Raw genomic sequence first — 19,657 nt, forward strand, 5'->3', positions numbered from 1 at the left:
ATCTTGGTTTTCCCGTTCAGGTTATACCGCGACTTACTAAAACTAGTTTTAGTTTTAGACAAATACAGAACTCCTCCGGTCAATTATTCCATCTTACTGTCATGCCAACCCTAATCACATCTGCAAATCCGGCCTAGATTGCATGGTTGTTATCCCGCGGCATTGAGCTTCTTCGTTTCTTAGGCGAATCGCCATTTACAGATGCCATCTCTGATTCACATAATGTTTTGGACTACCAGTACGTCTCAGACTCTTCAGATTCCACCTCACGGTGAACACCTGCCACTGTTGACTTCTACATGATACATGCCACAACATAGATAGGACTTTCACCTACTATCAGAATAATTTACGGAGCACACAAAAGAAAAAGCAGAGCCTGAGCTCTGCTTGTAATAAAATGAAAATAAATATTATCTTTTTGAGAACTGTGGACTTTTTCTCGCTTTTTTGCGGCCGTATTTCTTTCTTTCAACCATACGGGAGTCTCTGGTTAGATAACCAGCTTTCTTAAGTGGTCCACGGTAATCTTTATCTACTTCTAACAGTGCTCTAGCAATTCCATGACGAACTGCTCCAGCCTGACCTGAAAGTCCTCCACCTCTAACATTAACTAATACATCAAATGTACCATCAGCATTAACTAATTCCAAAGGTGACATAATATCTTTAATTAAAGATTTTCTATTAAAATAATTATCAATTTCTTTGTCATTTACTAAAAACTTTCCATCTCCAGGCAGCAGGCGCACACGAGCTGTAGAAGTTTTTCTACGACCTGTACCTCTATATTGTACTTCAGAAGCCATCTATTAAATTCCTCCTTTCAGAATTAAAGTTCTAATTTTTCTGGCTGTTGAGCTTGATGTGGATGATTAGGTCCACTATATACTTTTAACTTTTTCAACATTTTTCTACCTAATTTATTGTGTGGTAACATACCCTTCACAGCTTTTTCAATGATAAATTCAGGGTCTTTAACACGAAGTTCTTTATAAGTAATTTCATTAATACCACCTGGATGATTAGTGTGACTATAATGTTTTTTATCATCCCACTTCTTTCCAGTTAATTTTATTTTCTCAGCATTAACAACAATTACATAGTCTCCCATATCTACATGAGGAGTAAAAGTAGGCTTGTGCTTTCCTCTAATATACTGAGCAATTTCAGATGCCAGTCTTCCTAAAGTTTTATCTGCAGCATCAACTACATACCAGCTGCACTCTACATTTTGATTATTGGCCATATATGTTGACATAACTATACCTCCTTAGTCAAATACTCTCTATAATTACATGAATTTATTCTCAACGGGGCTTGTTGTTGGACAGAATAATTCATAGTAATTTTAATACAATCTTCTGCTTTTGTCAAGTTAAACAAAATAATTTAATCATAAAATACTTCTATTAAAGTTAAACCCTGAGCCGGAGCAGTAAAACCAGCATTGTTCCGATCACAACTCTCCAGAACATTTTTCAGTTCAAACAAAGTTCTTTTTTTGAGACCGGTTTCAATTAGTGTACCGGCTAAAATTCTTATCATATTATATAAAAAACCATTTCCAATAACATCGATCCAAATCTCACCATTATCTGCTGCATAAAGATTTAATGAATAAATATGTCTAACTGTAGATCCTACTGAAGAACCAGCAGCACAAAATGCAGCAAAATCATGGCAGCCTTCAAAAATTTTGGCTGCTGTTTGCATAAGCTTTACATCAAGTTTTTTATGAACGTTATATACAAAATTACGGACAAAAACTGAATTAAAATTACTGTTTAAAATTCTATATCTATATTTTTTGCCCCGTGCATCATAACGAGAATGAAAATCAGCACTAACTTTTTCAGCTTTTTTACAGATAATATCAGCAGGTAATTCACTATTTAAAGCAAGTGGTATTTTCTCTGCAGGAATATCAACATCTAAAAAGAAGTTTGCTGTCTGACCAGCCGCATGAACCCCAGCATCTGTTCTTCCTGCACCAATCACTTTAACCTTTTGTTTATTGATTTTAGTTAAGGCATCTTCTAATTTCTGCTGTATTGTTTCCCTGGTGTTTTTTTGAATCTGCCAGCCACTATAATTTGTACCATCATATTCAATTATAATTTTATAATTTTGTCCCATCTTAAATCTCACCTAATAAAATGACACAGCAGCTGCCAGTATAATTATCATTCCTAAGGCAACAAAGTCATAATATTTATATTCTAACTCGTGCAGCCTTGTTCTACCCTCTCCGCCTCGATAGCATCTTGATTCCATTGCTAAAGCTAGATCATCTGCCCTTCTAAAAGCACTGATAAATAACGGAACAAGTAGTGGAATCAAGCTTTTAGCTCTCTGAATTAAATTACCTGATTCAAAATCGGCACCTCTAGCCTGCTGAGCCTTCATTATTTTATCAGCTTCTTCAAGTAAAGTTGGGATGAATCTTAAAGCAATTGTCATCATCATTGACAATTCACTAGCCGGAACTCCAAATCTTTTTAAAGGTGATAAAATATATTCAATTCCATCTGTTAACTGCAGCGGAGAAGTAGTTAAAGTTAAAAGGGAAGTAAATAATATTAAAATAAAAATCCTGCTTACCATAAAAAAACCGATGTATACTCCTTCAGATTCAATAGAAATAAATTTCCAAGACCAAAGAACCTCACCACCATTGGTTAAAAATATATGAATAAACAGAGTAAATAAAACCAAAATCAAAATTGGTTTTAACCCTTTCAAAACTTTTTTTATCGATATTTTAGATAAAAGTATTACACCCAAAACAAAGGCTGTAAAAAGTCCAAAGCCCATAAATGTATCAATAGTAAATAAAGCAATTATCAAAATTGTAGTAATCATAATTTTAATTCTAGCATCAAGAGCATGAATAATAGAATCACGTGCTATATATTGACCAATTGTAATATCTTTTAGCATATTATTTGCTCCTCAATGCTTTAATGATTTCTGCTGATGCTTCAGATACTGAAAATAAACTTGTATTTACTTTCAAACCTCTTTCATCTAAGCGATGTAAGATTTCAGTAATCTGTGGTAAATCCAAAGATAACTTATGTAATTTTTGTTCCTTTGAAAAAACTTCAACAGGATTATCATCAATTACAATTTCACCTTGATGCATTACAATAACTCTACTTGATAATTCAGCAATTTCTTCCATCCGATGAGAAATTAGTATAATAGTCATTTCTAACTCTTGGTAAAGATACTGCAGCAGTTCTGCCAGCTGTTTTCGACCCTGCGGATCAAGTCCAGCACTGGGCTCATCTAATACTAAAACATCTGGTTTTAATGCTAAAACACCAGCAATAGCTACCTTTCTCTGCTGACCACCACTTAAATTGAATGGTGATCGAGCTTTAAATTCATCGTAATCAAGACCAACTAATTCCATAACCTCATTTACCCTTGCCTGAATCTCATCTTTATTTAGACCCAAATTTTTGGGACCAAAGGCAATATCCTGATAAACAGTTTCTTCAAAAAGCTGATGTTCTGGATACTGAAAAACTAAACCAACATGGCGTCTGGTTTCTTTTAAATTACTCTTTTCATTAGTAATATTTTTTCCATTAATCTTAACTGTCCCAGAGCTAGGAATTATTAAACCATTAAAAAGCTGAACTAAAGTAGATTTGCCAGAACCAGTATGTCCTACAATTCCAATAAATTCACCCTTGTTTATTTCTAAATTGATGTTTTTTAAGGCTTTAACATTATTCTCATCCTGATAGACATGGCTGACATTTATTAATTCAATTAACATAATGCTTCCACCAACTCATCTATACTCAAAATATCAGGAATATTAATATTTTCCTGACGCAGATATTCTGCAACTTCAACTGCAACAGGAATATCTAAGTTTATCTCTTTTAATTGCTTAACTAATCTAAAAATAGTCTTTGGAGTTCCTTTATGCAAAATTTCTCCTTGATTCATTACAATAACCTTATCTGCATCAACAGCTTCCTCCATAAAATGAGTTATATGAACAACAGTAATACCCTTTTCTTTATTTAAATACTCTACTGTTTCCATAACCTCTTTTCTTCCTTGAGGATCAAGCATTGCAGTTGGTTCATCAAGAACTATACAATCTGGCTCCATGGCAATAACCCCAGCAATAGCAACTCTCTGTTTTTGACCGCCAGATAATTTGTGCGGTGCAAACTTTTGAAATCCAGACATTCCAACCATTTCTAGAGATTTATCAACTCTTTGACGAATCTCCTGACTGGGAATACCAAGATTTTCTGGACCAAATGCTACATCATCCTCAACCATGGAAGCAACCAGCTGATTATCAGGGTTTTGAAAAACCATTCCAACCTTCTGTCTAATCTTCCAGGTATTATCAGGATTATTAGTATTTAAACCATCTACAAATATTTCTCCTGTAGAAGGAGTCAAGAGTACATTTAACAACTTTGCCAGGGTAGATTTGCCCGAACCATTTGAACCAATAATAACAGCAAAATCACCGGCTTCTATCTGCAGATTAATATTTTGCAGAGCCGGTCTATTACTGTTTTCATTTTGATAAAGAAAATCCACTCCACTAATTTCTATCAGGCTCATATTAACACCTACATTCAGTATTATTCTACCAATTCAATAATTGCTTGTTTTGCTGCATCTCCTCTACGGGGATACATCTTTAAAATTCTTGTGTAACCACCAGGTCTTTCAGAATACTGAGGAGCAATTTCATCAAATAATTTAGTAACTACTTCTTTATCTTTGATTTTGCTCATTACTTTACGTCTTGAAGCTAAGTTATTAGTCTTCGCAGCTGTAATAAGTTTCTCAGCATAAGATCTTAATTCTTTTGCCTTAGGCAGTGTAGTTTCGATTCTTCCTTCACGAAAAAGTGATGTTGCCATATTTCTTAACATCGCTTGACGGTGGGAAGATCTTTTCTGTAATTTACGCTTAGCCACCTAAAATCCCTCCTTAAATTTCATTCTCTTTTAAATCTAGTTCCAGTTCATCTAATTTATCTTTAATTTCCTGTAAGGATTTTTTACCTAAATTCCGGACTTTCATCAGGTCATCTTCAGTTTTATCAACTAATTCTTCAACTGTATTAATTCCGGCCCGCTTCAAACAATTAGAAGAACGTACTGATAGTTCTAATTCTTCAATTGTTGTATCCAAAATTTTATCCTTTTCTTCTTCTTCTACTTCTACCATAATCTCTACATCTTCAATTTCATCAGTAAGATTGATAAATAATTCAAGATGCTCAACCATGATTTTAGCAGCAAGACTAATAGCATCATCAGGATTAATACTACCATTAGTATTGACCTCTAATACTAAACGATCAAAGTCAGTTACCTGACCAACTCTGGTATTTTCAATATTAAAATTAGCTCTTTCAATAGGACTGTAAGAAGAGTCGATTGGAATTAAACCAATTACATTATTTTCAAATAAATTTTTATTTTCTTCAGCAGTATGATAGCCTCTACCTTTATGAACAGTAGCTTCTAATACTAATCTGCCATCTTCTGCAAGTGTAGCTATATGATGATCTTTATTAACAATCTGTACATCACCTGAAGAATGAAAGTCACCAGCAGTGACTTCTCCCTCTCCTTCTGCCTCTAATCTAATAGTTGTTTTTTCATCACCTGAATATTTAACAACTACTTCTTTTAGATTCAAAATTAAATCTGTCATGTCTTCAACTACTCCTGAAATAGCTGAAAACTCATGCTTTACTCCTTCTACCTTAACTGAAGTAAGTGCAGCTCCAGGTAAAGAAGAAAGCAGGATACGACGTAAAGAATTACCAAGAGTAGTACCATAACCTCTTTCTAAAGGAGAAATTTCATAACGACCATAGTTTTCATCACTTTCAAGTCTTTCCACACGTGGTTTTTCAATTTCTATCATCTTATCAGCTTACCCTCCTTATATTAACAATTTTTATGACTGAGGGTATTCATTTACCGTGAATAATACTCGACAATCAGGTGCTCTTCTACCGGATAATCGATATCTTCCCTCTCTGGTAATCCAACAACTGTACCTTCAGCTTTTTCAAGATCAGAATTAATCCATTCTTGGGTAGCAAAGTCAGCATTATATTCAAAGATCTCTTTAAAACGCTTGGATTTGCGGCTGGAATCTTTAACACTAATCACATCATCTACATCAATTTGATATGAAGGAATGTCAACCTTACGTCCATTAACTTTAATATGACCGTGTAATACAAACTGTCTTGCTTCACTACGGGAGCTGGCAAAACCCATTCTGTAAACAACATTATCTAATCTTCTTTCTAATAATTGGAGGAAGTTTTCACCTGTAACTCCATTTTCATTTTCTGCTTTTTCGAAGTAATTACGGAACTGTTTTTCCATAATACCATAAATTCTTCTAACTTTCTGTTTTTCTCTTAACTGTGAACCATATTCAGAGACTTTCTGACGACCCTGACCATGCTCACCTGGAACATAAGGTCTACGGTCAAAAGAACATTTATCACTATAACAGCGGGCGCCTTTTAAATATAATTTTTCACCTTCACGCCTGCATAATTTACAAACTGAACCTGTATATCTTGCCATTTTTACACCTCAACTTTCTATTATATAATTTATATACGTCTTCTTTTTGGGGGTCTACATCCATTATGTGGGATAGGAGTAATATCTTTAATTAAAGTAATATTTAAACCGGCAGACTGCAGAGTTCTAATTGCAGATTCTCTACCAGAACCAGGTCCTTTAACAAAGATTTCAATTTCTTTCATTCCCATATCCTTTGCTTCTTCAGCAGCATTTTCTGCAGCTAACTGGGCAGCAAAAGGTGTACTCTTTCTGGAACCTTTATAACCAACTTTTCCAGCACTTGACCAGGCAATTACCTTACCTTCTTCATCAGTGATTGAAATAATTGTATTATTAAATGTAGACTTAATATGAGCCTGACCTTTTTCTATATTACGCTTAACCTTTTTTCTTCTACGCTGTTTTTTCTTGTTTTTAGCCATTAATTAAATTCCCTCCTTACTTAACTGGTTTTGATCTTGTTACACCAACAGTTTTCTTAGGTCCTTTACGTGTGCGAGCATTTGTCTTAGTTCTCTGTCCACGTACAGGTAAACCTCTGCGGTGACGAAGACCACGGTAACAACCAATATCTTTTAATCTTTTGATATCAGCTCTTCTTTCTCTTCTTAATTCACCTTCAACAATATAGTTATTATCAATTTCACTTCTTAAATCTGAAATTTCAGCTTCAGTTAAATCTTTAATTCTTGTATCAGGATCAATCCCTGTATTTTCAAGAATATTTTGAGAAGTAGTTTTACCAATACCATAAATATATGTCAATCCAATTTCTACCCTTTTATTTCTCGGAAGATCAACACCTTCAATTCTAGCCATGATTTCACCTCCAGTATTTTTTATCCCTGACGCTGTTTATGCTTGGGATTTTCACAAATAACCATTACTTTACCATTGCGTCTGATAACTTTACATTTATCACAAATCGGCTTAACTGATGGTCTTACTTTCATTAACAATCACCCCTTGTGGTAATTTATTTCGCTTTATGTCGATAAGTAATCCGGCCACGACTCAAGTCATAGGGAGAAAGTTCTACTGTTACCTTATCACCAGGTAAGATTCGTATAAAATTCATCCTCATTTTTCCTGAAACATGTGCCAGAACTTTGTGTCCGTTTTCCAATTCTACTCTAAACATTGCATTTGGCAGGGGTTCAACTACTGTACCCTGGACTTCAATAGGATCTTCTTTTGCCATAAATTATTTTACCTCCTCTTTGCTGAGATAAGCTTTAGACTCTTTTTTCACGTACTGTTCATTATACCATAGATAAGATAAACTCTGCAATAAAAGTTAAAGTTTACTTAATATTTCCACTCCAGCTTTAGTTATGGCAATGGTATGCTCAAAATGTGCAGATAAACTTCTATCTTTTGTTACTACTGTCCAATCATCCTCTAAAGTTTTGACTTCATAACTACCAATGTTAACCATTGGTTCTACAGCAAGGGTCATACCCTCTTTTAACTTTGGGCCCTTACCTGCTGGTCCAAAGTTAGGTATCTGTGGATCTTCATGCATATCACGGCCAATACCATGACCTACATAATCTCGAACCACAGAAAACCCATTTTTTTCAACATATTCTTGTACAGCATGAGAAATATCAAATAATCTGTTGCCGATAACTGCTTTTTCTAAACCTTTAAGAAGAGATTCTTCGGTTATTTTTAATAATTTGCTGGCATTTTCAGAAATTGATCCAACTGCATAGGTTCTGGCAGCATCACCATTGAAACCTTCATAAAAAGTTCCAATGTCAACACTCACTATATCACCATCTTCTAAAAAACGGTGTTCAGCAGGAATACCATGTACAACTTCTTCATTAATTGAGATACAAACTGCGGCTGGAAAACCCTGATATCCTTTAAAAGAAGGTACTGCTCCTCGACTACGAATGAATTCATCAGCAAGCTGATCTAGTTCAGCAGTTGAAATACCAGGTTTGATCTTTTCAGATAGAAAAGCATGTGTTTCAGCAACAATTTGGTTTGCTTCACGCATTATATCAATTTCACGCCTTGATTTCAAGATAATCATTATTTATTCTCCTCAATTAACTTCAAAAGTCTTTTCTGCACTTTATCAATTCCACCGGTGCTTTGAACCTCATGCAGTATTCCTTTATTCTGATAATAATCTGCAAGTTTAGCAGTCTTATCTTTATTAACTTCAATTCTTTTCTTAACTGTATCTTCCTGATCATCACTGCGTTGAATAACTTCGCCACCACACTTATCACAAACACCTTCAACTTGAGGTGGATCATTTTTAACATGATAGGTAGCACCACAATCAACACAAACTCTGCGGCCTGCTAGCCGTTCAACTAAAACATCAATTTCAGCCTGCAGATAAATAACTAAATCAAGCTCTCTATTCTGCTCTGCTAAGATTTGATCTAAAGCCTCAGCCTGTGCAATTGTGCGGGGAAATCCATCTAAGATAAATCCATTTTCACAATCGGATTCTGTCAATCTTTCTTCAACAATCCCTATTGTTACTTCATCCGGTACTAATTCACCAGCATCAATGAATGACTTAGCTTTTTTTCCTAAAGGAGTTTTATTTTTTATTGCCTTTCTAAAAATATCTCCAGTAGCAATGTGAGGAATTTCAAGTTCGTTTTCTAATTTTTTTGCCTGAGTTCCCTTACCTACACCAGGTAAACCCAGTAAAATCATATCCATTTTATTTCCTCCTTTTTATTTCATGAAACCTTCATAGTGTCTCATCAGGAGATGTGATTCGATCTGTTCCATAGTTTTTAAAGCTACACCTACCATAATTATTAAGGATGTACCTCCAAAACTAATTGTTACACCTGTTAATGGCTGCATTGCAAAAGGAAGTAATGCAACTATTGTTAAGAATACAGCTCCTGCAAGTGTAACTCTCATTAATACTTTATCTAAATAATTAATAGTTGGTCTTCCAGGTCTAATTCCAGGAATAAAACCACCATATTTTTTCATATTATCTGCTACTTCTTCAGGATTAAAGGTAATAGCAGTATAGAAATAAGTAAAGAATAAAATCATCAAACCATATAATACCATATAAAGTGTTGAACCAGGACTAATAGCATTTGCTAAGCCAGCTGCCCAGTCATAAGGTAATACTTGAGCAATAATCCCAGGAAATAAAAGCACAGATGAAGCAAAAATTACCGGAATTACTCCAGCCTGATTAATCTTCATTGGAATATGAGTGCTTCTACCACCATAAACTCGACGGCCAACAATTCTCTTAGAATACTGAACTGGAATTCTTCTTTCACCCTGCTGCACAAAAATTATACCAGCAATGATTATAATCGCCAGAACAGCAAAAATGAGAATGTTTAAAATTGAAATTGTTCCTGCCTGTAATAACTCATATGTGTTATACATATCTGATGGAAAACGTGAAATAATAGATGTGAAAATGATAATAGAAATACCATTTCCTATTCCCTTATCCGTAATTTGTTCACCTAACCACATTAAGAAAGCTGTTCCTGCAGTTAAACTTACAATAATTAAAGCAATATCAAATACACTTGCATTAGGTACTGCTCCAAAACGCTGAATATAAAGTGTGATACCGACTGCCTGAATAACAGCAAGTACAATAGTACCATATCTAGTATACTGAGCAATTTTTTTGCGGCCCTCATTACCCTGTTTAGAAAGTTCTTCTAATTTCGGTATAACTACAGTTAACAACTGCAGAATAATCGAAGCAGTAATGTAGGGAGTAATGCTCATCGCAAAAATTGTAAAGTTGCTTAACGCACCACCTGCAAATAAATCTAAGAAATCAAGTGCTCCGCCAAAATTTCCACCAAAAAGTCTCTCCTGAAGTAATGCCACATCTACTCCAGGAACAGGTATATGTGCTCCCAGGCGGTAAACTGCCATCATAGCAAGCATAAATAAAACTTTATCTCTAAGTTCTTTTACTTTAAAAACATTACCGAGAGCCTTAAGCAACTTAAATCACCTCTGACTTTCCGCCAGCAGCTTCTATTTTCTTTCTGGCAGAAGCAGTAAATGCCTGTGCTTTAATATTAAGGGCAACATTAACTTCACCTTTACCTAATATTTTAACACCATTTTTAGCAATGTTATCAATAATTCCCTGATCTAATAACACCTCAGGGGTTACTGTTTCATCAGCATTAAATCTGTTTAATTGATATACATTTACTTCATTAAATTCTTTTTTGAATTTATTATTAAAGCCTCGTTTTGGAAGACGTCTGAATAGTGGAGTTTGACCACCTTCAAATGTAGGGCGTACTCTTCCTCCCGCACGAGAGTTCTGTCCATTTGCACCTCTACCGGAAGTATAGCCGCTTCCAGAGCCAGTACCGCGACCAACTCTTTTACGATTTTTCTTATATCCAGCAGCAGGCTTAAGATTATTTAATTTCATCCTTACACCTCCTTAATATTTATCCAATTAATTCTTCTACAGATTTACCTCTTAATTTGGCAACTTGTTCTGCGCTCTTAAGTTCACTTAGACCTGTAATTGTAGCATTGATCATATTAATCGGATTTGATGTTCCCAGAGATTTAGTTAAAATATCACTAATACCTGCCAGTTCGATTACCGCACGAACAGGACCACCAGCAATAACACCAGTACCAGGAGCAGCGGGCTTAAGTAATACTCTACCTGCACCAAAAACTCCAGTTTTCTCATGGGGAATTGTAGTATCTACAATTGGAACTTCGATTAATTCTTTTTTAGCTGCATCAATACCTTTTCTGATGGCCTCAGGTACTTCGTTTGCTTTACCAATACCTGCTCCAACATGGCCTTCTCCGTCCCCTACAACTACTAGGGCACTAAAGCTAAATCTGCGGCCACCTTTTACAACCTTAGCAACACGATTAATATTAACTACGCGTTCCTCAAGGTCGAGTTTATCAGCATTAATTTTACTCATTAATTTACCTCCTTATTTAAAACTTTAGCCCTTCCTCGCGGGCAGCATCAGCCAGAGCTTTTACTCGGCCGTGATATTTATATCCACTTCTATCAAATACTACTGTATCTACACCTTTCTCCAGTGCTCTAACTGCAGCTAGCTCTCCTACTTTTTTAGCAGCATCTATATTACTTGCTACTTCAATTGAATCGCTAAGAGCTGGATCAAGAGTAGATGCAGAAGTAATAGTTTCTCCAGATAAATCATCTATAATTTGCACATAAATATGTTTTAAACTGCGGGTTACATTCATTCTAGGTCGACTAGGTGTGCCCACAACTTTATTTCTAATCCTCTGATGGCGTTTTTGTCTTGCTTCTCTTTTTCCCATCACTTTCACTCCTTTCTATTAACCAGTTTTACCAACCTTACGTCTAATATGTTCTCCAACATATTTAATTCCTTTACCTTTGTAAGGTTCTGGTTTTCTTACTTCACGAATCTTTGCGGCTGTATCTCCAACACGCTGCTTATCAATACCCTTAACAGTGATATTTGTATTTTTTTCAACCTCAAATGAAATATCACCTTCAGCCTCAATAATTACTGGGTGAGAATATCCAACTTCAAGCTTCAGTTTATCTCCCTGAACCTGAGCGTTATATCCTACACCTACCATTTCTAATTTCTTTTCAAAGCCTTTGCTGACACCTTCAACCATACCTTCGATTAAGCTTCTAACTAATCCATGCATGGAGCGTGATTCAATATCTTCACCATTGCGTTCAACAACAACCTCATTGTCTTCGACTTTGATATCAATACCAGGTTTAAAAGCTCTTTCTAATTCGCCTAATGGCCCTTTAACTTTAACATTCTGACCAGCAACAGTTACTTCAACCTTTTCTGGTATTTCAATAGGTAGATCACCAATACGTGACATAAATTTCACCTCCGTAGATTTTATCTAAAGAAGCTCTCTAATTACCAAACATAACAGAGAACTTCTCCACCGATTCCTTTTTCTCTTGCTTTTTTATCGCTCATTACACCCTGGGAAGTAGAAATCACAGCGATTCCCAATCCTCCTAGTACCTGAGGTACTTCATCTTTACCTACATATACTCTTAAACCAGGCTTACTGATTCTTTTAATTCCACTGATTACTTTTTCATCATTATCTCCATATTTTAAATATACCCGAATCATGTTCTGAGGCTTTCTCTCAACTAATTTTACATCATTAATGAAACCTTCATCTTTTAATAGTTCACCAATGCTGGTTTTAACCTTAGAAGCGGGAATATCAACTCTATCTTTCCCAACACTATTAGCATTGCGAATCCGGGTCAGCATATCTGCTATTGGATCTGTTAAATTCATTTACAAACCTCCTTCCAGTTTTACCAGCTTGCTTTTTTAACTCCAGGAATTTCGCCTTTATGGGCTAATTCTCGGAAACAAATTCTACATAAATCAAACTTTCTCATATATCCACGTGAACGTCCACATCTACTGCAGCGATTCACTTTACGTGTTTCAAATTTAGGCTCTTTATTGGCCTTTTCGATTAGAGCTTTACGTGCCAAACTAAACCCCCCTTAATTTATAAGTCTTTACTTCTTATAAGGCATTCCCATTAGTGATAATAGTTCAAATGCTTCTTCATCTGTTTCAGCAGAAGTTACAATAGTAATTTCCATACCGTGAACATCATCAACATCATCAATATTAATTTCAGGGAAAACAGTGTGCTCATTTATTCCTAAGCTGTAATTACCGCGACCGTCAAACGATTTAGGAGATACACCTCTAAAATCTCGGATACGCGGCATTGAAACATTAATCAATTTATATAAAAACTCAAACATCTGCTCACCACGAAGAGTAACTTTTACTCCAACCGGCATACCTTCTCTAATTTTAAAATTAGCGATAGATTTTTTTGCACGAGTTACAGTAGGACTCTGTCCTGTTATTCTTGCGATCTCATCAACAACAGTATCCAGAAGTTTAGTATCTTCTTTAGCATCTCCTAACCCAACATTAACAACAATCTTTTCTAACTTTGGCGCTTCCATTACATTATTGTAATTGAATTTTTCCACTAGTTGAGGTAGAATTTCTTCTTTATATTCATTAGCTAATACTGACATTTCTGGACCTCCTTCCGCTTATTTATTTATCAACAACTTCGTCACATCTTTTGCATTTTCTTACTTTAGTACCATCTTCCAAACGCTCTGTGCCAACCCTTGTCTTTTCGTCACAACGGGGGCAGACGAGCTGAACATTTGAAGCATGAATTGCTGCTTCGTTTTCTATAATTCCACCCTGCGGCATATCCTGAGTAGGACTTACATGACGGTGTACAATATTCACACCCTCAACAATTACGCGATCTTTCTTAGGAATTACTTTTAAAATCTCACCGCGCTTACCTTTATCCTTTCCGGATATAACTTCCACAGTGTCACCTTTTTTAATTCTCAATCCAATCCCCTCCTTCTATAATACCTCCGGTGCAAGGGAGATAATCTTCATATAATTCTTTTCCCTCAGTTCACGGGTCACAGGACCAAAAATACGTGTACCCTTAGGATTATTATTATCATCTATTATTACTGCTGCATTTTCATCAAATCTAATATAGGTGCCGTCTTTGCGCTTTAAAGATTTTTTGGTTCTAACAACTACTGCTTTAGCAACCTCACCCTTTTTCACCATTCCATTTGGAATAGCTTCTTTAACGCTGACTACTATAGTGTCTCCAACTTTAGCATATTTCTTTTTGGAGCCTCCAAGTACCTTAATACATAAAAGTTCGCGGGCACCTGAATTATCCGCTACCTTTAAACGGCTTTCTGATTGTATCATTTTCAGGCCCTCCTTTCTACTTACAGGACTTATTTTGCTTTTTCAATAATTTCGATTAAACGCCATCTCTTAGTCTTGCTTAAGGGACGTGTTTCCATAATTCTTACAATGTCACCTTCATTACAAACATTTTCTTCATCATGAGCTGCATACTTTTTAGTTTTCTTTACAACTCTTTTATATTTAGGATGCTGTGTTCTACGCTCTACAGCGACAGTAATAGTTTTATCTCTTTTATCACTAACTACAACACCTTTACGCTCTTTACGACTATTTCTTTCCATAAGAAACCTCCTTTCAAAAAGAATTAAGCCCTTTCGATACCTAGTTCTCTTTCCCGCAGAACAGTTTTAATTCGGGCAATAATTCTTTTAACCTCTTTAATCCTCATAGGATTATCCAACTGTGCTGTTGCATGTTGAAAACGAAGGTTAAATAACTCTTCTTTAAATTCGCGGGCTTTTTGTTCTAACTCTGCTTCTGTTAAATTTCTTAATTCATCAGCTCTCATTGGCCTCACCATCCATTCCCTCTCTTGCTACAAATTTAGTTTTAATAGGCAGTTTGTGAGATGCAAGGCGCATTGCTTCTCTGGCAACCTCTTCTGGTACACCAGCCAGCTCAAACATGATTCTACCTGGTTTAACAACAGCTACCCATTTCTCAGGTGCACCTTTACCACTACCCATACGTGTTTCAGCAGGTTTTGCGGTTACAGGCTTATCTGGAAAAATTTTGATCCAAACTTTACCTCCACGCTTAATGCTTCTAGTAAGGGCAACACGAGCAGCCTCTATCTGTCTATTGGTAATCCAAACCGGTTCTAAGGCCTGTAGGCCGTATTCACCAAAAGTGATTTTATTTCCCCGATGAGCTTTACCTTTCATTCTTCCTCTCATTTGCTTACGATGTTTTACTCTTTTAGGTACTAACATCAAAGAGCCTCCTTTCCTACATAATCTATCTATTCATCATCTATTTCTGGAAGTATTTCTCCCTTATTAATCCAAACTTTAACTCCAATTAATCCGTATGTTGTGTCTGCTTCTGCAAATCCGTAATCAATATCAGCCCTTAATGTATGCATTGGAACACTACCTTCACTGTAGCCTTCACGTCTAGCCATTTCTGCTCCACCAAGACGACCGCTGCTCTGAACTTTAAAACCTTCAGCTCCCATGCGCATTGCACGATTCATAGCCTGCTTCATTGCTCTTCGGAAAGAAATTCTTCTAACTAATTGAGAAGCAATGTTTTCAGCAACTAACTGAGCGTTCACCTCTGGATCTTTAACCTCTACAACATTGATCTGTACAGTTTTACCAGTTAAAGCTTCAATTTCGTTTCTTAATGCTTCAACTTCTGATCCACCACGTCCAATCACCATTCCTGGTCTGGCAGTGTGAACATCCAATTTTAATCTATTTGCTGCTCTTTCGATTACAACTCTAGAAATTCCAGCTTCAAACATTTTTTCCTTAACATGACTTCTGATCTCACGGTCTTCATTTAAAAGCTTGGCATAATCACTTTTATCCGCATACCATTTCGCTTCCCAATCTTTTATAACTCCAACTCGGAGACCATGTGGATTTATTTTATTACCCAAATTCTATCCCTCCTTTGTATCGCTTAAAACGATTGTGATATGGCTTGTTCTTTTATTAATAGGACTAGCCGATCCCTGAGCACGTGCTTTCCATCTTTTCATTGTAGGACCCTCATCAACAAAAGCTCTTTTAACAAAAAGGTCATCTACAAACATATCATGATTATTTTCAGCATTTGCTGTAGCTGAATTTAATACTTTTTCTACCATCTTCGCAGCTTTTTTCGGTGTGCTTTTTAAAATTGCAACTGCTGTATTAACGTCCTTACCCTTAATTAAATCTGTAACCAGACGTGCTTTACGGGCAGTAATACGCAGATGCTTTGCAACTGCTTTTGCTTCCATTTTAAAACCCCCTTACTCTATATAACAATATTTCCTATTTAAGTGCTGTTGAACGTTCTGTATGGCGGCTGTGACCTCTAAAGATTCTGGTTGGAGCGAATTCTCCTAATTTGTGCCCTACCATTTCTTCAGATATATATACCGGTACATGCTTGCGACCATCATGAACAGCAATTGTATGTCCAACCATTTCAGGGAAAATGGTTGAGCTTCTAGACCAGGTTTTTACAACCTGTTTTTTTCCACTCTCATTCATTTCTCTGATTTTGGCAATTAGTTTCTTTGAGACAAAAGGTCCCTTTTTTATAGATCTAGCCATCAATAATCCTCCTTTCTACTATTTGCGCTTCTTGGCGTGACGTGAACGAATAATATACTTATCTGAGCGCTTTGGTTTACGTGTCTTCTTACCCATAGTAGGTTTACCCCACGGAGTTACAGGATGTCTACCAGCAGGTGATTTACCTTCTCCACCACCGTGTGGGTGGTCATGAGGATTCATAACTACACCGCGTACATGAGGTCTTTTACCTTTCCAGCGGCTGCGTCCGGCTTTACCAACTGTAATATTTTCATGATCAATATTACCAACCTGTCCAATAGTTGCCTTACATACCTGGTGAATTAATCTCACTTCACCGGAAGGCATCTTTAAATGTACAAATTTATCTTCTTTAGCAAGAACCTGTGCCATTGTGCCAGCAGAACGAGCAATCTGGCCACCTTTTCCTGCCTGCATTTCTACATTGTGTACTACTGTACCTACAGGAATATCTTTTAACTGAAGTGCATTACCTGCAGTAATATCTGCAGCTGCTCCAGTATCAAGTGTGTCACCAACTTCTACTTTATTTGGAGCCAAAATATATCTCTTTTCTCCATCTGCATACTGCAGCAGAGCGATTCTTGCAGAACGATTTGGATCATATTCTATAGTCTTTACTTTAGCAGGAATTCCATCTTTATCCCGCTTAAAATCTATAATACGATAGCGGCGCTTATGTCCACCACCCTGATGACGGCTGGTAATTCTACCATTTGCATTACGTCCACCCTTTCTTTTGATTGGAGCCAGCAGGCTCTTTTCTGGCGTATCGGTTGTAATTTCATCAAAACTAGCAACAGTCATATAACGCCTTGAAGGTGTGGTTGGTTTAAAACTTTTAATCGCCATCTTTTTTCCCTCCTTTATTAATTATTTTTTAGAGGCCTTCATAAATTTCTATTTCATCGCCCTCAGCCAGCTTAACTAAAGCTTTTTTCCAGTCAGGTTTTTTACCAACATGGAAGCCGAGTCTTCTTTTTTTACCTCTAACATTCATTGTATTAACATTTATAACATCTACAGAGAAGATCTCTTCTACTGCGTTTCTAATTTCTACTTTGTTTGCATTTTTAGCTACCTTAAATGTATAAGTATTAGCCTCCTGCATCTGATCCATAGTGTTTTCAGAAATAATAGGTGCTATGATAATATCTCTTGCATCTTTCATTCGCCCAGCACCTCCTCAACCATTTTAACCGCTTCTTCGATGAAGACAACCATTTCATTATCTAAAAGATCATATGCATTTATTGAACCGGCCAGCAGAGTTTTTACATTAGGAATATTTCTAGCTGAAAGATATAAGTTTTCATCCTTTTCGGGCATAACTAAAACAACTTTTTTATCTTCTAAATTTAAATCAGCTAAAATATTAATCACTGCTTTTGTTTTTGGTTGATCAAGCTCAATCTTATCAACTAAAATTAGTTCATCTCTCTCTACCTTATCGGTTAAAACAGATCTGAGAGCTAATCTTCTCATCTTTTTAGTTAACTTTTTATCATAACTACGGGGAGAAGGTCCAAAGGTAATTCCTCCACCTACCCATAAAGGAGATCGAATACTTCCGTGACGAGCACGTCCAGTACCTTTTTGTCTCCAAGGTTTGCGTCCACCACCGCGAACATTTCCTCGTGTTTTTGTAGAAGCATTTCCGCCTCTTCTAGCAGCTAATTGAGCATTAACTACTTGATGTACAACATGTTTGTTTATTTTATCATTAAAAACAGAATCGTTTAATTCTACTTTTTCGAGTTCTTTTCCACTCTGATTGAATTTTGCTACCTGCGGCATCAAAAATCCTCCTTTCTAAACTTATTTAATTGTTAACAGATTTAATTTCGAGCACTGCTTTTTTAGCTCCTGGTACTGGACCAGCAATTAATAAAACATTACGCTCTAAATCAACTTTTACTACTTCTAAGTTTCTTTCAGTAACTCTATTATGCCCCATTCTTCCAGGCATTTTGAATCCTTTATATACTCTTCTTGCATCAACAGCACCAATTGAACCTGGTGCACGATGGAAGTGTGAACCGTGTGTCATAGGTCCTCTATGCTGATTCCATCTTTTAATATTACCAGCAAATCCTTTACCTTTGGAAATGCCACTAACATTAACTTTTTCTCCAACTTCGAAAATATCAGCTTTTATTTCACTACCTTCACTTAATTCCAGATCTAAACCTTTAAACTCTCTTAAGTGTTTCTTTGGTTCAAGATCACGGGTTTCAAATTGACCAAGTTCAGGTTTATTAAGTCTGTGCTTTTTAACTTCTCCAAATCCAAGCTGTACTGAATTATATCCATCTTTTTCTGTAGTTTTGATCTGTGTAACAACACAGGGACCGGCCTCAACTACAGTTACAGGTACCAGCTCTCCATTATCCTTAAAATACTGAGTCATACCCAGCTTTTTTCCTAATATAGCTTTAACCATGGCCTAATACACCTCCTGACATTAAAGTTTAATTTCTATATTTACTCCTGCGGGCAAATCAAGCCTCATCAGTGAGTCTACAGTTTTTGATGTAGGATCGAGAATATCGATCAATCTTTTATGTGTTCTCATTTCAAATTGTTCTCTAGAATCTTTGTGAACATGAGGTGAGCGAAGCACTGTAAATACCTCTTTCTCTGTTGGTAAAGGTACTGGACCAGATACATCTGCACCAGTTCTCTCAGCAGTAGCAACAATCTTTTCTGCTGATTGATCTAGGAGCTCATGTTCAAAAGCTTTCAGGCGAATCCTAATTTTTTCGTGTTTTGCCATTTGCTTACCTCCTTAATCTTTACGATTTAAGCTCAGTTAGGAGCATAGAAAAAGCGAGGAGGCTGCCTCCTCTGCTTTTTTATACCTACTCAATAATTTCAGTTACAACTCCGGCTCCTACTGTGTGACCACCTTCGCGGATTGCAAAACGCAGTCCTTCTTCCATAGCTATTGGAGTAATTAGTT

At 36.2% G+C, this 19,657-nt stretch carries 37 protein-coding genes; all 37 read right to left on the reverse strand.

The window, feature by feature from the left end; all coding sequences use genetic code 11:
- Window positions 1-413: 413 nt before the first annotated feature.
- Window positions 414-809 carry a 30S ribosomal protein S9 gene (rpsI, locus tag C7954_RS07165; protein ID WP_073159789.1) on the reverse strand — a complete coding sequence of 132 codons (396 nt, stop codon included), beginning with the start codon at window positions 807-809 and terminating at the stop codon, window positions 414-416.
- A gap of 23 nt (window positions 810-832) precedes the next feature.
- Window positions 833-1,261: a 50S ribosomal protein L13 gene (rplM, locus tag C7954_RS07170; protein WP_073159791.1), complete on the reverse strand. Its 429-nt coding sequence runs from the start codon at window positions 1,259-1,261 to the stop codon at window positions 833-835.
- A 131-nt stretch (window positions 1,262-1,392) separates the two neighbouring features.
- Window positions 1,393-2,139 (reverse strand): tRNA pseudouridine(38-40) synthase TruA, encoded by a 747-nt coding sequence (gene truA / locus C7954_RS07175; protein WP_089716050.1) that lies wholly within the window; start codon window positions 2,137-2,139, stop codon window positions 1,393-1,395.
- A 12-nt stretch (window positions 2,140-2,151) separates the two neighbouring features.
- A complete protein-coding gene (locus C7954_RS07180; RefSeq protein ID WP_073159796.1) occupies window positions 2,152-2,943 on the reverse strand; it encodes an energy-coupling factor transporter transmembrane component T family protein in 792 nt (263 codons plus the stop codon).
- Between the two features lies 1 nt (window position 2,944).
- Complete coding sequence (locus C7954_RS07185; RefSeq protein WP_073159798.1) at window positions 2,945-3,793, reverse strand: energy-coupling factor transporter ATPase; 849 nt, start codon at window positions 3,791-3,793, stop codon at window positions 2,945-2,947.
- Window positions 3,787-4,608: an energy-coupling factor transporter ATPase gene (locus tag C7954_RS07190; protein ID WP_089716049.1), complete on the reverse strand. Its 822-nt coding sequence runs from the start codon at window positions 4,606-4,608 to the stop codon at window positions 3,787-3,789. Before C7954_RS07190 ends, C7954_RS07185 begins: the two co-directional genes overlap by 7 nt.
- A 20-nt stretch (window positions 4,609-4,628) precedes the next feature.
- Window positions 4,629-4,970 (reverse strand): 50S ribosomal protein L17, encoded by a 342-nt coding sequence (rplQ, locus tag C7954_RS07195; RefSeq protein WP_073159802.1) that lies wholly within the window; start codon window positions 4,968-4,970, stop codon window positions 4,629-4,631.
- Window positions 4,971-4,983: 13 nt separating this feature from the next.
- Window positions 4,984-5,931, reverse strand: a complete 948-nt coding sequence (locus C7954_RS07200; RefSeq protein WP_089723231.1) for a DNA-directed RNA polymerase subunit alpha — start codon at window positions 5,929-5,931, stop codon at window positions 4,984-4,986.
- A gap of 53 nt (window positions 5,932-5,984) precedes the next feature.
- Window positions 5,985-6,611 (reverse strand): 30S ribosomal protein S4, encoded by a 627-nt coding sequence (rpsD, locus tag C7954_RS07205; RefSeq protein ID WP_073159806.1) that lies wholly within the window; start codon window positions 6,609-6,611, stop codon window positions 5,985-5,987.
- Between the two features lie 29 nt (window positions 6,612-6,640).
- Window positions 6,641-7,036, reverse strand: coding sequence for a 30S ribosomal protein S11 (gene rpsK, locus C7954_RS07210; RefSeq protein ID WP_073159808.1), 396 nt, complete (start codon window positions 7,034-7,036; stop codon window positions 6,641-6,643).
- Window positions 7,037-7,052: 16 nt separating this feature from the next.
- Window positions 7,053-7,433: a 30S ribosomal protein S13 gene (gene rpsM / locus C7954_RS07215; RefSeq protein WP_073159810.1), complete on the reverse strand. Its 381-nt coding sequence runs from the start codon at window positions 7,431-7,433 to the stop codon at window positions 7,053-7,055.
- A 20-nt stretch (window positions 7,434-7,453) separates the two neighbouring features.
- Window positions 7,454-7,567 carry a 50S ribosomal protein L36 gene (gene rpmJ, locus C7954_RS07220; RefSeq protein WP_005487032.1) on the reverse strand — a complete coding sequence of 38 codons (114 nt, stop codon included), beginning with the start codon at window positions 7,565-7,567 and terminating at the stop codon, window positions 7,454-7,456.
- 23 nt (window positions 7,568-7,590) lie between these two features.
- The gene (gene infA / locus C7954_RS07225; protein WP_005487029.1) at window positions 7,591-7,815 is read right to left on the reverse strand and encodes a translation initiation factor IF-1; all 225 of its coding nucleotides are present in this window, start codon (window positions 7,813-7,815) and stop codon (window positions 7,591-7,593) included.
- Window positions 7,816-7,911: 96 nt separating this feature from the next.
- A complete protein-coding gene (gene map / locus C7954_RS07230; RefSeq protein WP_073159812.1) occupies window positions 7,912-8,661 on the reverse strand; it encodes a type I methionyl aminopeptidase in 750 nt (249 codons plus the stop codon).
- Entirely contained in the window at window positions 8,661-9,311 is a 651-nt protein-coding gene (locus tag C7954_RS07235; protein WP_089716047.1) for an adenylate kinase, read from the reverse strand. The genes map and C7954_RS07235 overlap by 1 nt, the downstream gene beginning before the upstream one ends.
- 15 nt (window positions 9,312-9,326) lie before the next feature.
- Window positions 9,327-10,595 carry a preprotein translocase subunit SecY gene (gene secY, locus C7954_RS07240; protein WP_073159816.1) on the reverse strand — a complete coding sequence of 423 codons (1,269 nt, stop codon included), beginning with the start codon at window positions 10,593-10,595 and terminating at the stop codon, window positions 9,327-9,329.
- 1 nt (window position 10,596) lies between these two features.
- Window positions 10,597-11,040, reverse strand: coding sequence for a 50S ribosomal protein L15 (rplO, locus tag C7954_RS07245; protein ID WP_089716046.1), 444 nt, complete (start codon window positions 11,038-11,040; stop codon window positions 10,597-10,599).
- Between the two features lie 19 nt (window positions 11,041-11,059).
- Window positions 11,060-11,560 carry a 30S ribosomal protein S5 gene (gene rpsE / locus C7954_RS07250; RefSeq protein ID WP_073159821.1) on the reverse strand — a complete coding sequence of 167 codons (501 nt, stop codon included), beginning with the start codon at window positions 11,558-11,560 and terminating at the stop codon, window positions 11,060-11,062.
- A gap of 16 nt (window positions 11,561-11,576) precedes the next feature.
- Window positions 11,577-11,933 carry a 50S ribosomal protein L18 gene (gene rplR / locus C7954_RS07255; protein ID WP_089655132.1) on the reverse strand — a complete coding sequence of 119 codons (357 nt, stop codon included), beginning with the start codon at window positions 11,931-11,933 and terminating at the stop codon, window positions 11,577-11,579.
- Between the two features lie 18 nt (window positions 11,934-11,951).
- Complete coding sequence (rplF, locus tag C7954_RS07260) at window positions 11,952-12,485, reverse strand: 50S ribosomal protein L6 (RefSeq protein ID WP_134059292.1); 534 nt, start codon at window positions 12,483-12,485, stop codon at window positions 11,952-11,954.
- A 41-nt stretch (window positions 12,486-12,526) separates the two neighbouring features.
- Entirely contained in the window at window positions 12,527-12,925 is a 399-nt protein-coding gene (gene rpsH / locus C7954_RS07265; protein WP_073159827.1) for a 30S ribosomal protein S8, read from the reverse strand.
- A gap of 20 nt (window positions 12,926-12,945) precedes the next feature.
- Complete coding sequence (locus C7954_RS07270; RefSeq protein WP_073159829.1) at window positions 12,946-13,131, reverse strand: type Z 30S ribosomal protein S14; 186 nt, start codon at window positions 13,129-13,131, stop codon at window positions 12,946-12,948.
- Between the two features lie 27 nt (window positions 13,132-13,158).
- Window positions 13,159-13,698 (reverse strand): 50S ribosomal protein L5, encoded by a 540-nt coding sequence (gene rplE, locus C7954_RS07275; RefSeq protein ID WP_073159831.1) that lies wholly within the window; start codon window positions 13,696-13,698, stop codon window positions 13,159-13,161.
- A 22-nt stretch (window positions 13,699-13,720) separates the two neighbouring features.
- On the reverse strand, window positions 13,721-14,035 hold the full coding sequence (gene rplX, locus C7954_RS07280) for a 50S ribosomal protein L24 (RefSeq protein ID WP_073159833.1): 315 nt from the start codon (window positions 14,033-14,035) through the stop codon (window positions 13,721-13,723).
- Between the two features lie 15 nt (window positions 14,036-14,050).
- A complete protein-coding gene (rplN, locus tag C7954_RS07285) occupies window positions 14,051-14,419 on the reverse strand; it encodes a 50S ribosomal protein L14 (RefSeq protein ID WP_005487014.1) in 369 nt (122 codons plus the stop codon).
- Window positions 14,420-14,448: 29 nt separating this feature from the next.
- Window positions 14,449-14,703, reverse strand: coding sequence for a 30S ribosomal protein S17 (gene rpsQ / locus C7954_RS07290; protein WP_073159835.1), 255 nt, complete (start codon window positions 14,701-14,703; stop codon window positions 14,449-14,451).
- A 23-nt stretch (window positions 14,704-14,726) separates the two neighbouring features.
- Entirely contained in the window at window positions 14,727-14,930 is a 204-nt protein-coding gene (gene rpmC, locus C7954_RS07295; protein ID WP_089655130.1) for a 50S ribosomal protein L29, read from the reverse strand.
- Window positions 14,920-15,354: a 50S ribosomal protein L16 gene (gene rplP, locus C7954_RS07300; protein ID WP_073159839.1), complete on the reverse strand. Its 435-nt coding sequence runs from the start codon at window positions 15,352-15,354 to the stop codon at window positions 14,920-14,922. The genes rpmC and rplP overlap by 11 nt, the downstream gene beginning before the upstream one ends.
- A 29-nt stretch (window positions 15,355-15,383) precedes the next feature.
- Window positions 15,384-16,028 carry a 30S ribosomal protein S3 gene (gene rpsC, locus C7954_RS07305; protein WP_073159841.1) on the reverse strand — a complete coding sequence of 215 codons (645 nt, stop codon included), beginning with the start codon at window positions 16,026-16,028 and terminating at the stop codon, window positions 15,384-15,386.
- A 3-nt stretch (window positions 16,029-16,031) separates the two neighbouring features.
- The gene (rplV, locus tag C7954_RS07310; RefSeq protein WP_089655129.1) at window positions 16,032-16,373 is read right to left on the reverse strand and encodes a 50S ribosomal protein L22; all 342 of its coding nucleotides are present in this window, start codon (window positions 16,371-16,373) and stop codon (window positions 16,032-16,034) included.
- Window positions 16,374-16,407: 34 nt separating this feature from the next.
- Entirely contained in the window at window positions 16,408-16,692 is a 285-nt protein-coding gene (gene rpsS, locus C7954_RS07315) for a 30S ribosomal protein S19 (RefSeq protein WP_073159845.1), read from the reverse strand.
- Between the two features lie 18 nt (window positions 16,693-16,710).
- A complete protein-coding gene (rplB, locus tag C7954_RS07320) occupies window positions 16,711-17,547 on the reverse strand; it encodes a 50S ribosomal protein L2 (RefSeq protein ID WP_073159847.1) in 837 nt (278 codons plus the stop codon).
- Window positions 17,548-17,575: 28 nt separating this feature from the next.
- The gene (rplW, locus tag C7954_RS07325) at window positions 17,576-17,866 is read right to left on the reverse strand and encodes a 50S ribosomal protein L23 (RefSeq protein WP_073159849.1); all 291 of its coding nucleotides are present in this window, start codon (window positions 17,864-17,866) and stop codon (window positions 17,576-17,578) included.
- Window positions 17,863-18,492 carry a 50S ribosomal protein L4 gene (gene rplD / locus C7954_RS07330; RefSeq protein ID WP_089716045.1) on the reverse strand — a complete coding sequence of 210 codons (630 nt, stop codon included), beginning with the start codon at window positions 18,490-18,492 and terminating at the stop codon, window positions 17,863-17,865. Before rplD ends, rplW begins: the two co-directional genes overlap by 4 nt.
- 25 nt (window positions 18,493-18,517) lie before the next feature.
- The gene (rplC, locus tag C7954_RS07335) at window positions 18,518-19,138 is read right to left on the reverse strand and encodes a 50S ribosomal protein L3 (RefSeq protein ID WP_089716044.1); all 621 of its coding nucleotides are present in this window, start codon (window positions 19,136-19,138) and stop codon (window positions 18,518-18,520) included.
- A gap of 21 nt (window positions 19,139-19,159) precedes the next feature.
- Window positions 19,160-19,471: a 30S ribosomal protein S10 gene (rpsJ, locus tag C7954_RS07340; protein WP_005486996.1), complete on the reverse strand. Its 312-nt coding sequence runs from the start codon at window positions 19,469-19,471 to the stop codon at window positions 19,160-19,162.
- Window positions 19,472-19,556: 85 nt separating this feature from the next.
- On the reverse strand, window positions 19,557-19,657 hold a 101-nt coding region (locus C7954_RS14185), incomplete at its 5' end, for an EF-Tu C-terminal domain-related protein (protein ID WP_134059303.1).

Source organism: Halanaerobium congolense (genome assembly GCF_004366375.1).
GTDB lineage: Bacteria > Bacillota > Halanaerobiia > Halanaerobiales > Halanaerobiaceae > Halanaerobium > Halanaerobium congolense.

Excerpts from the sequence above, each read along its gene's own strand:
- C7954_RS07180 (WP_073159796.1), bottom strand. The coding sequence starts at position 2,943 with ATGCTAAAAGATATTACAATTGGTCAATATATAGCACGTGATTCTATT.
- C7954_RS07200 (WP_089723231.1), bottom strand. The coding sequence starts at position 5,931 with ATGATAGAAATTGAAAAACCACGTGTGGAAAGACTTGAAAGTGATGAA.
- rpmC (WP_089655130.1), bottom strand. The coding sequence starts at position 14,930 with ATGAGAGCTGATGAATTAAGAAATTTAACAGAAGCAGAGTTAGAACAA.
- rplB (WP_073159847.1), bottom strand. The coding sequence starts at position 17,547 with ATGGCGATTAAAAGTTTTAAACCAACCACACCTTCAAGGCGTTATATG.
- rplW (WP_073159849.1), bottom strand. The coding sequence starts at position 17,866 with ATGAAAGATGCAAGAGATATTATCATAGCACCTATTATTTCTGAAAAC.
- rpsJ (WP_005486996.1), bottom strand. The coding sequence starts at position 19,471 with ATGGCAAAACACGAAAAAATTAGGATTCGCCTGAAAGCTTTTGAACAT.
- infA (WP_005487029.1), bottom strand. The coding sequence starts at position 7,815 with ATGGCAAAAGAAGATCCTATTGAAGTCCAGGGTACAGTAGTTGAACCC.
- rpmJ (WP_005487032.1), bottom strand. The coding sequence starts at position 7,567 with ATGAAAGTAAGACCATCAGTTAAGCCGATTTGTGATAAATGTAAAGTT.
- C7954_RS07190 (WP_089716049.1), bottom strand. The coding sequence starts at position 4,608 with ATGAGCCTGATAGAAATTAGTGGAGTGGATTTTCTTTATCAAAATGAA.
- rplR (WP_089655132.1), bottom strand. The coding sequence starts at position 11,933 with ATGGGAAAAAGAGAAGCAAGACAAAAACGCCATCAGAGGATTAGAAAT.
- rpsI (WP_073159789.1), bottom strand. The coding sequence starts at position 809 with ATGGCTTCTGAAGTACAATATAGAGGTACAGGTCGTAGAAAAACTTCT.
- map (WP_073159812.1), bottom strand. The coding sequence starts at position 8,661 with ATGATTATCTTGAAATCAAGGCGTGAAATTGATATAATGCGTGAAGCA.
- rpsM (WP_073159810.1), bottom strand. The coding sequence starts at position 7,433 with ATGGCTAGAATTGAAGGTGTTGATCTTCCGAGAAATAAAAGGGTAGAA.
- rpsE (WP_073159821.1), bottom strand. The coding sequence starts at position 11,560 with ATGAGTAAAATTAATGCTGATAAACTCGACCTTGAGGAACGCGTAGTT.
- C7954_RS07235 (WP_089716047.1), bottom strand. The coding sequence starts at position 9,311 with ATGGATATGATTTTACTGGGTTTACCTGGTGTAGGTAAGGGAACTCAG.
- rplO (WP_089716046.1), bottom strand. The coding sequence starts at position 11,040 with ATGAAATTAAATAATCTTAAGCCTGCTGCTGGATATAAGAAAAATCGT.
- rplM (WP_073159791.1), bottom strand. The coding sequence starts at position 1,261 with ATGTCAACATATATGGCCAATAATCAAAATGTAGAGTGCAGCTGGTAT.
- rplV (WP_089655129.1), bottom strand. The coding sequence starts at position 16,373 with ATGGAAGCAAAAGCAGTTGCAAAGCATCTGCGTATTACTGCCCGTAAA.
- rplD (WP_089716045.1), bottom strand. The coding sequence starts at position 18,492 with ATGCCGCAGGTAGCAAAATTCAATCAGAGTGGAAAAGAACTCGAAAAA.
- rplE (WP_073159831.1), bottom strand. The coding sequence starts at position 13,698 with ATGTCAGTATTAGCTAATGAATATAAAGAAGAAATTCTACCTCAACTA.
- rpsS (WP_073159845.1), bottom strand. The coding sequence starts at position 16,692 with ATGGCTAGATCTATAAAAAAGGGACCTTTTGTCTCAAAGAAACTAATT.
- rplN (WP_005487014.1), bottom strand. The coding sequence starts at position 14,419 with ATGATACAATCAGAAAGCCGTTTAAAGGTAGCGGATAATTCAGGTGCC.
- rplC (WP_089716044.1), bottom strand. The coding sequence starts at position 19,138 with ATGGTTAAAGCTATATTAGGAAAAAAGCTGGGTATGACTCAGTATTTT.
- truA (WP_089716050.1), bottom strand. The coding sequence starts at position 2,139 with ATGGGACAAAATTATAAAATTATAATTGAATATGATGGTACAAATTAT.
- rplP (WP_073159839.1), bottom strand. The coding sequence starts at position 15,354 with ATGTTAGTACCTAAAAGAGTAAAACATCGTAAGCAAATGAGAGGAAGA.
- rpsH (WP_073159827.1), bottom strand. The coding sequence starts at position 12,925 with ATGAATTTAACAGATCCAATAGCAGATATGCTGACCCGGATTCGCAAT.
- C7954_RS07185 (WP_073159798.1), bottom strand. The coding sequence starts at position 3,793 with ATGTTAATTGAATTAATAAATGTCAGCCATGTCTATCAGGATGAGAAT.
- rplF (WP_134059292.1), bottom strand. The coding sequence starts at position 12,485 with ATGTCACGTATTGGTGATCTACCTATTGAAATACCAGAAAAGGTTGAA.
- rpsD (WP_073159806.1), bottom strand. The coding sequence starts at position 6,611 with ATGGCAAGATATACAGGTTCAGTTTGTAAATTATGCAGGCGTGAAGGT.
- rpsK (WP_073159808.1), bottom strand. The coding sequence starts at position 7,036 with ATGGCTAAAAACAAGAAAAAACAGCGTAGAAGAAAAAAGGTTAAGCGT.
- rpsQ (WP_073159835.1), bottom strand. The coding sequence starts at position 14,703 with ATGGAAAGAAATAGTCGTAAAGAGCGTAAAGGTGTTGTAGTTAGTGAT.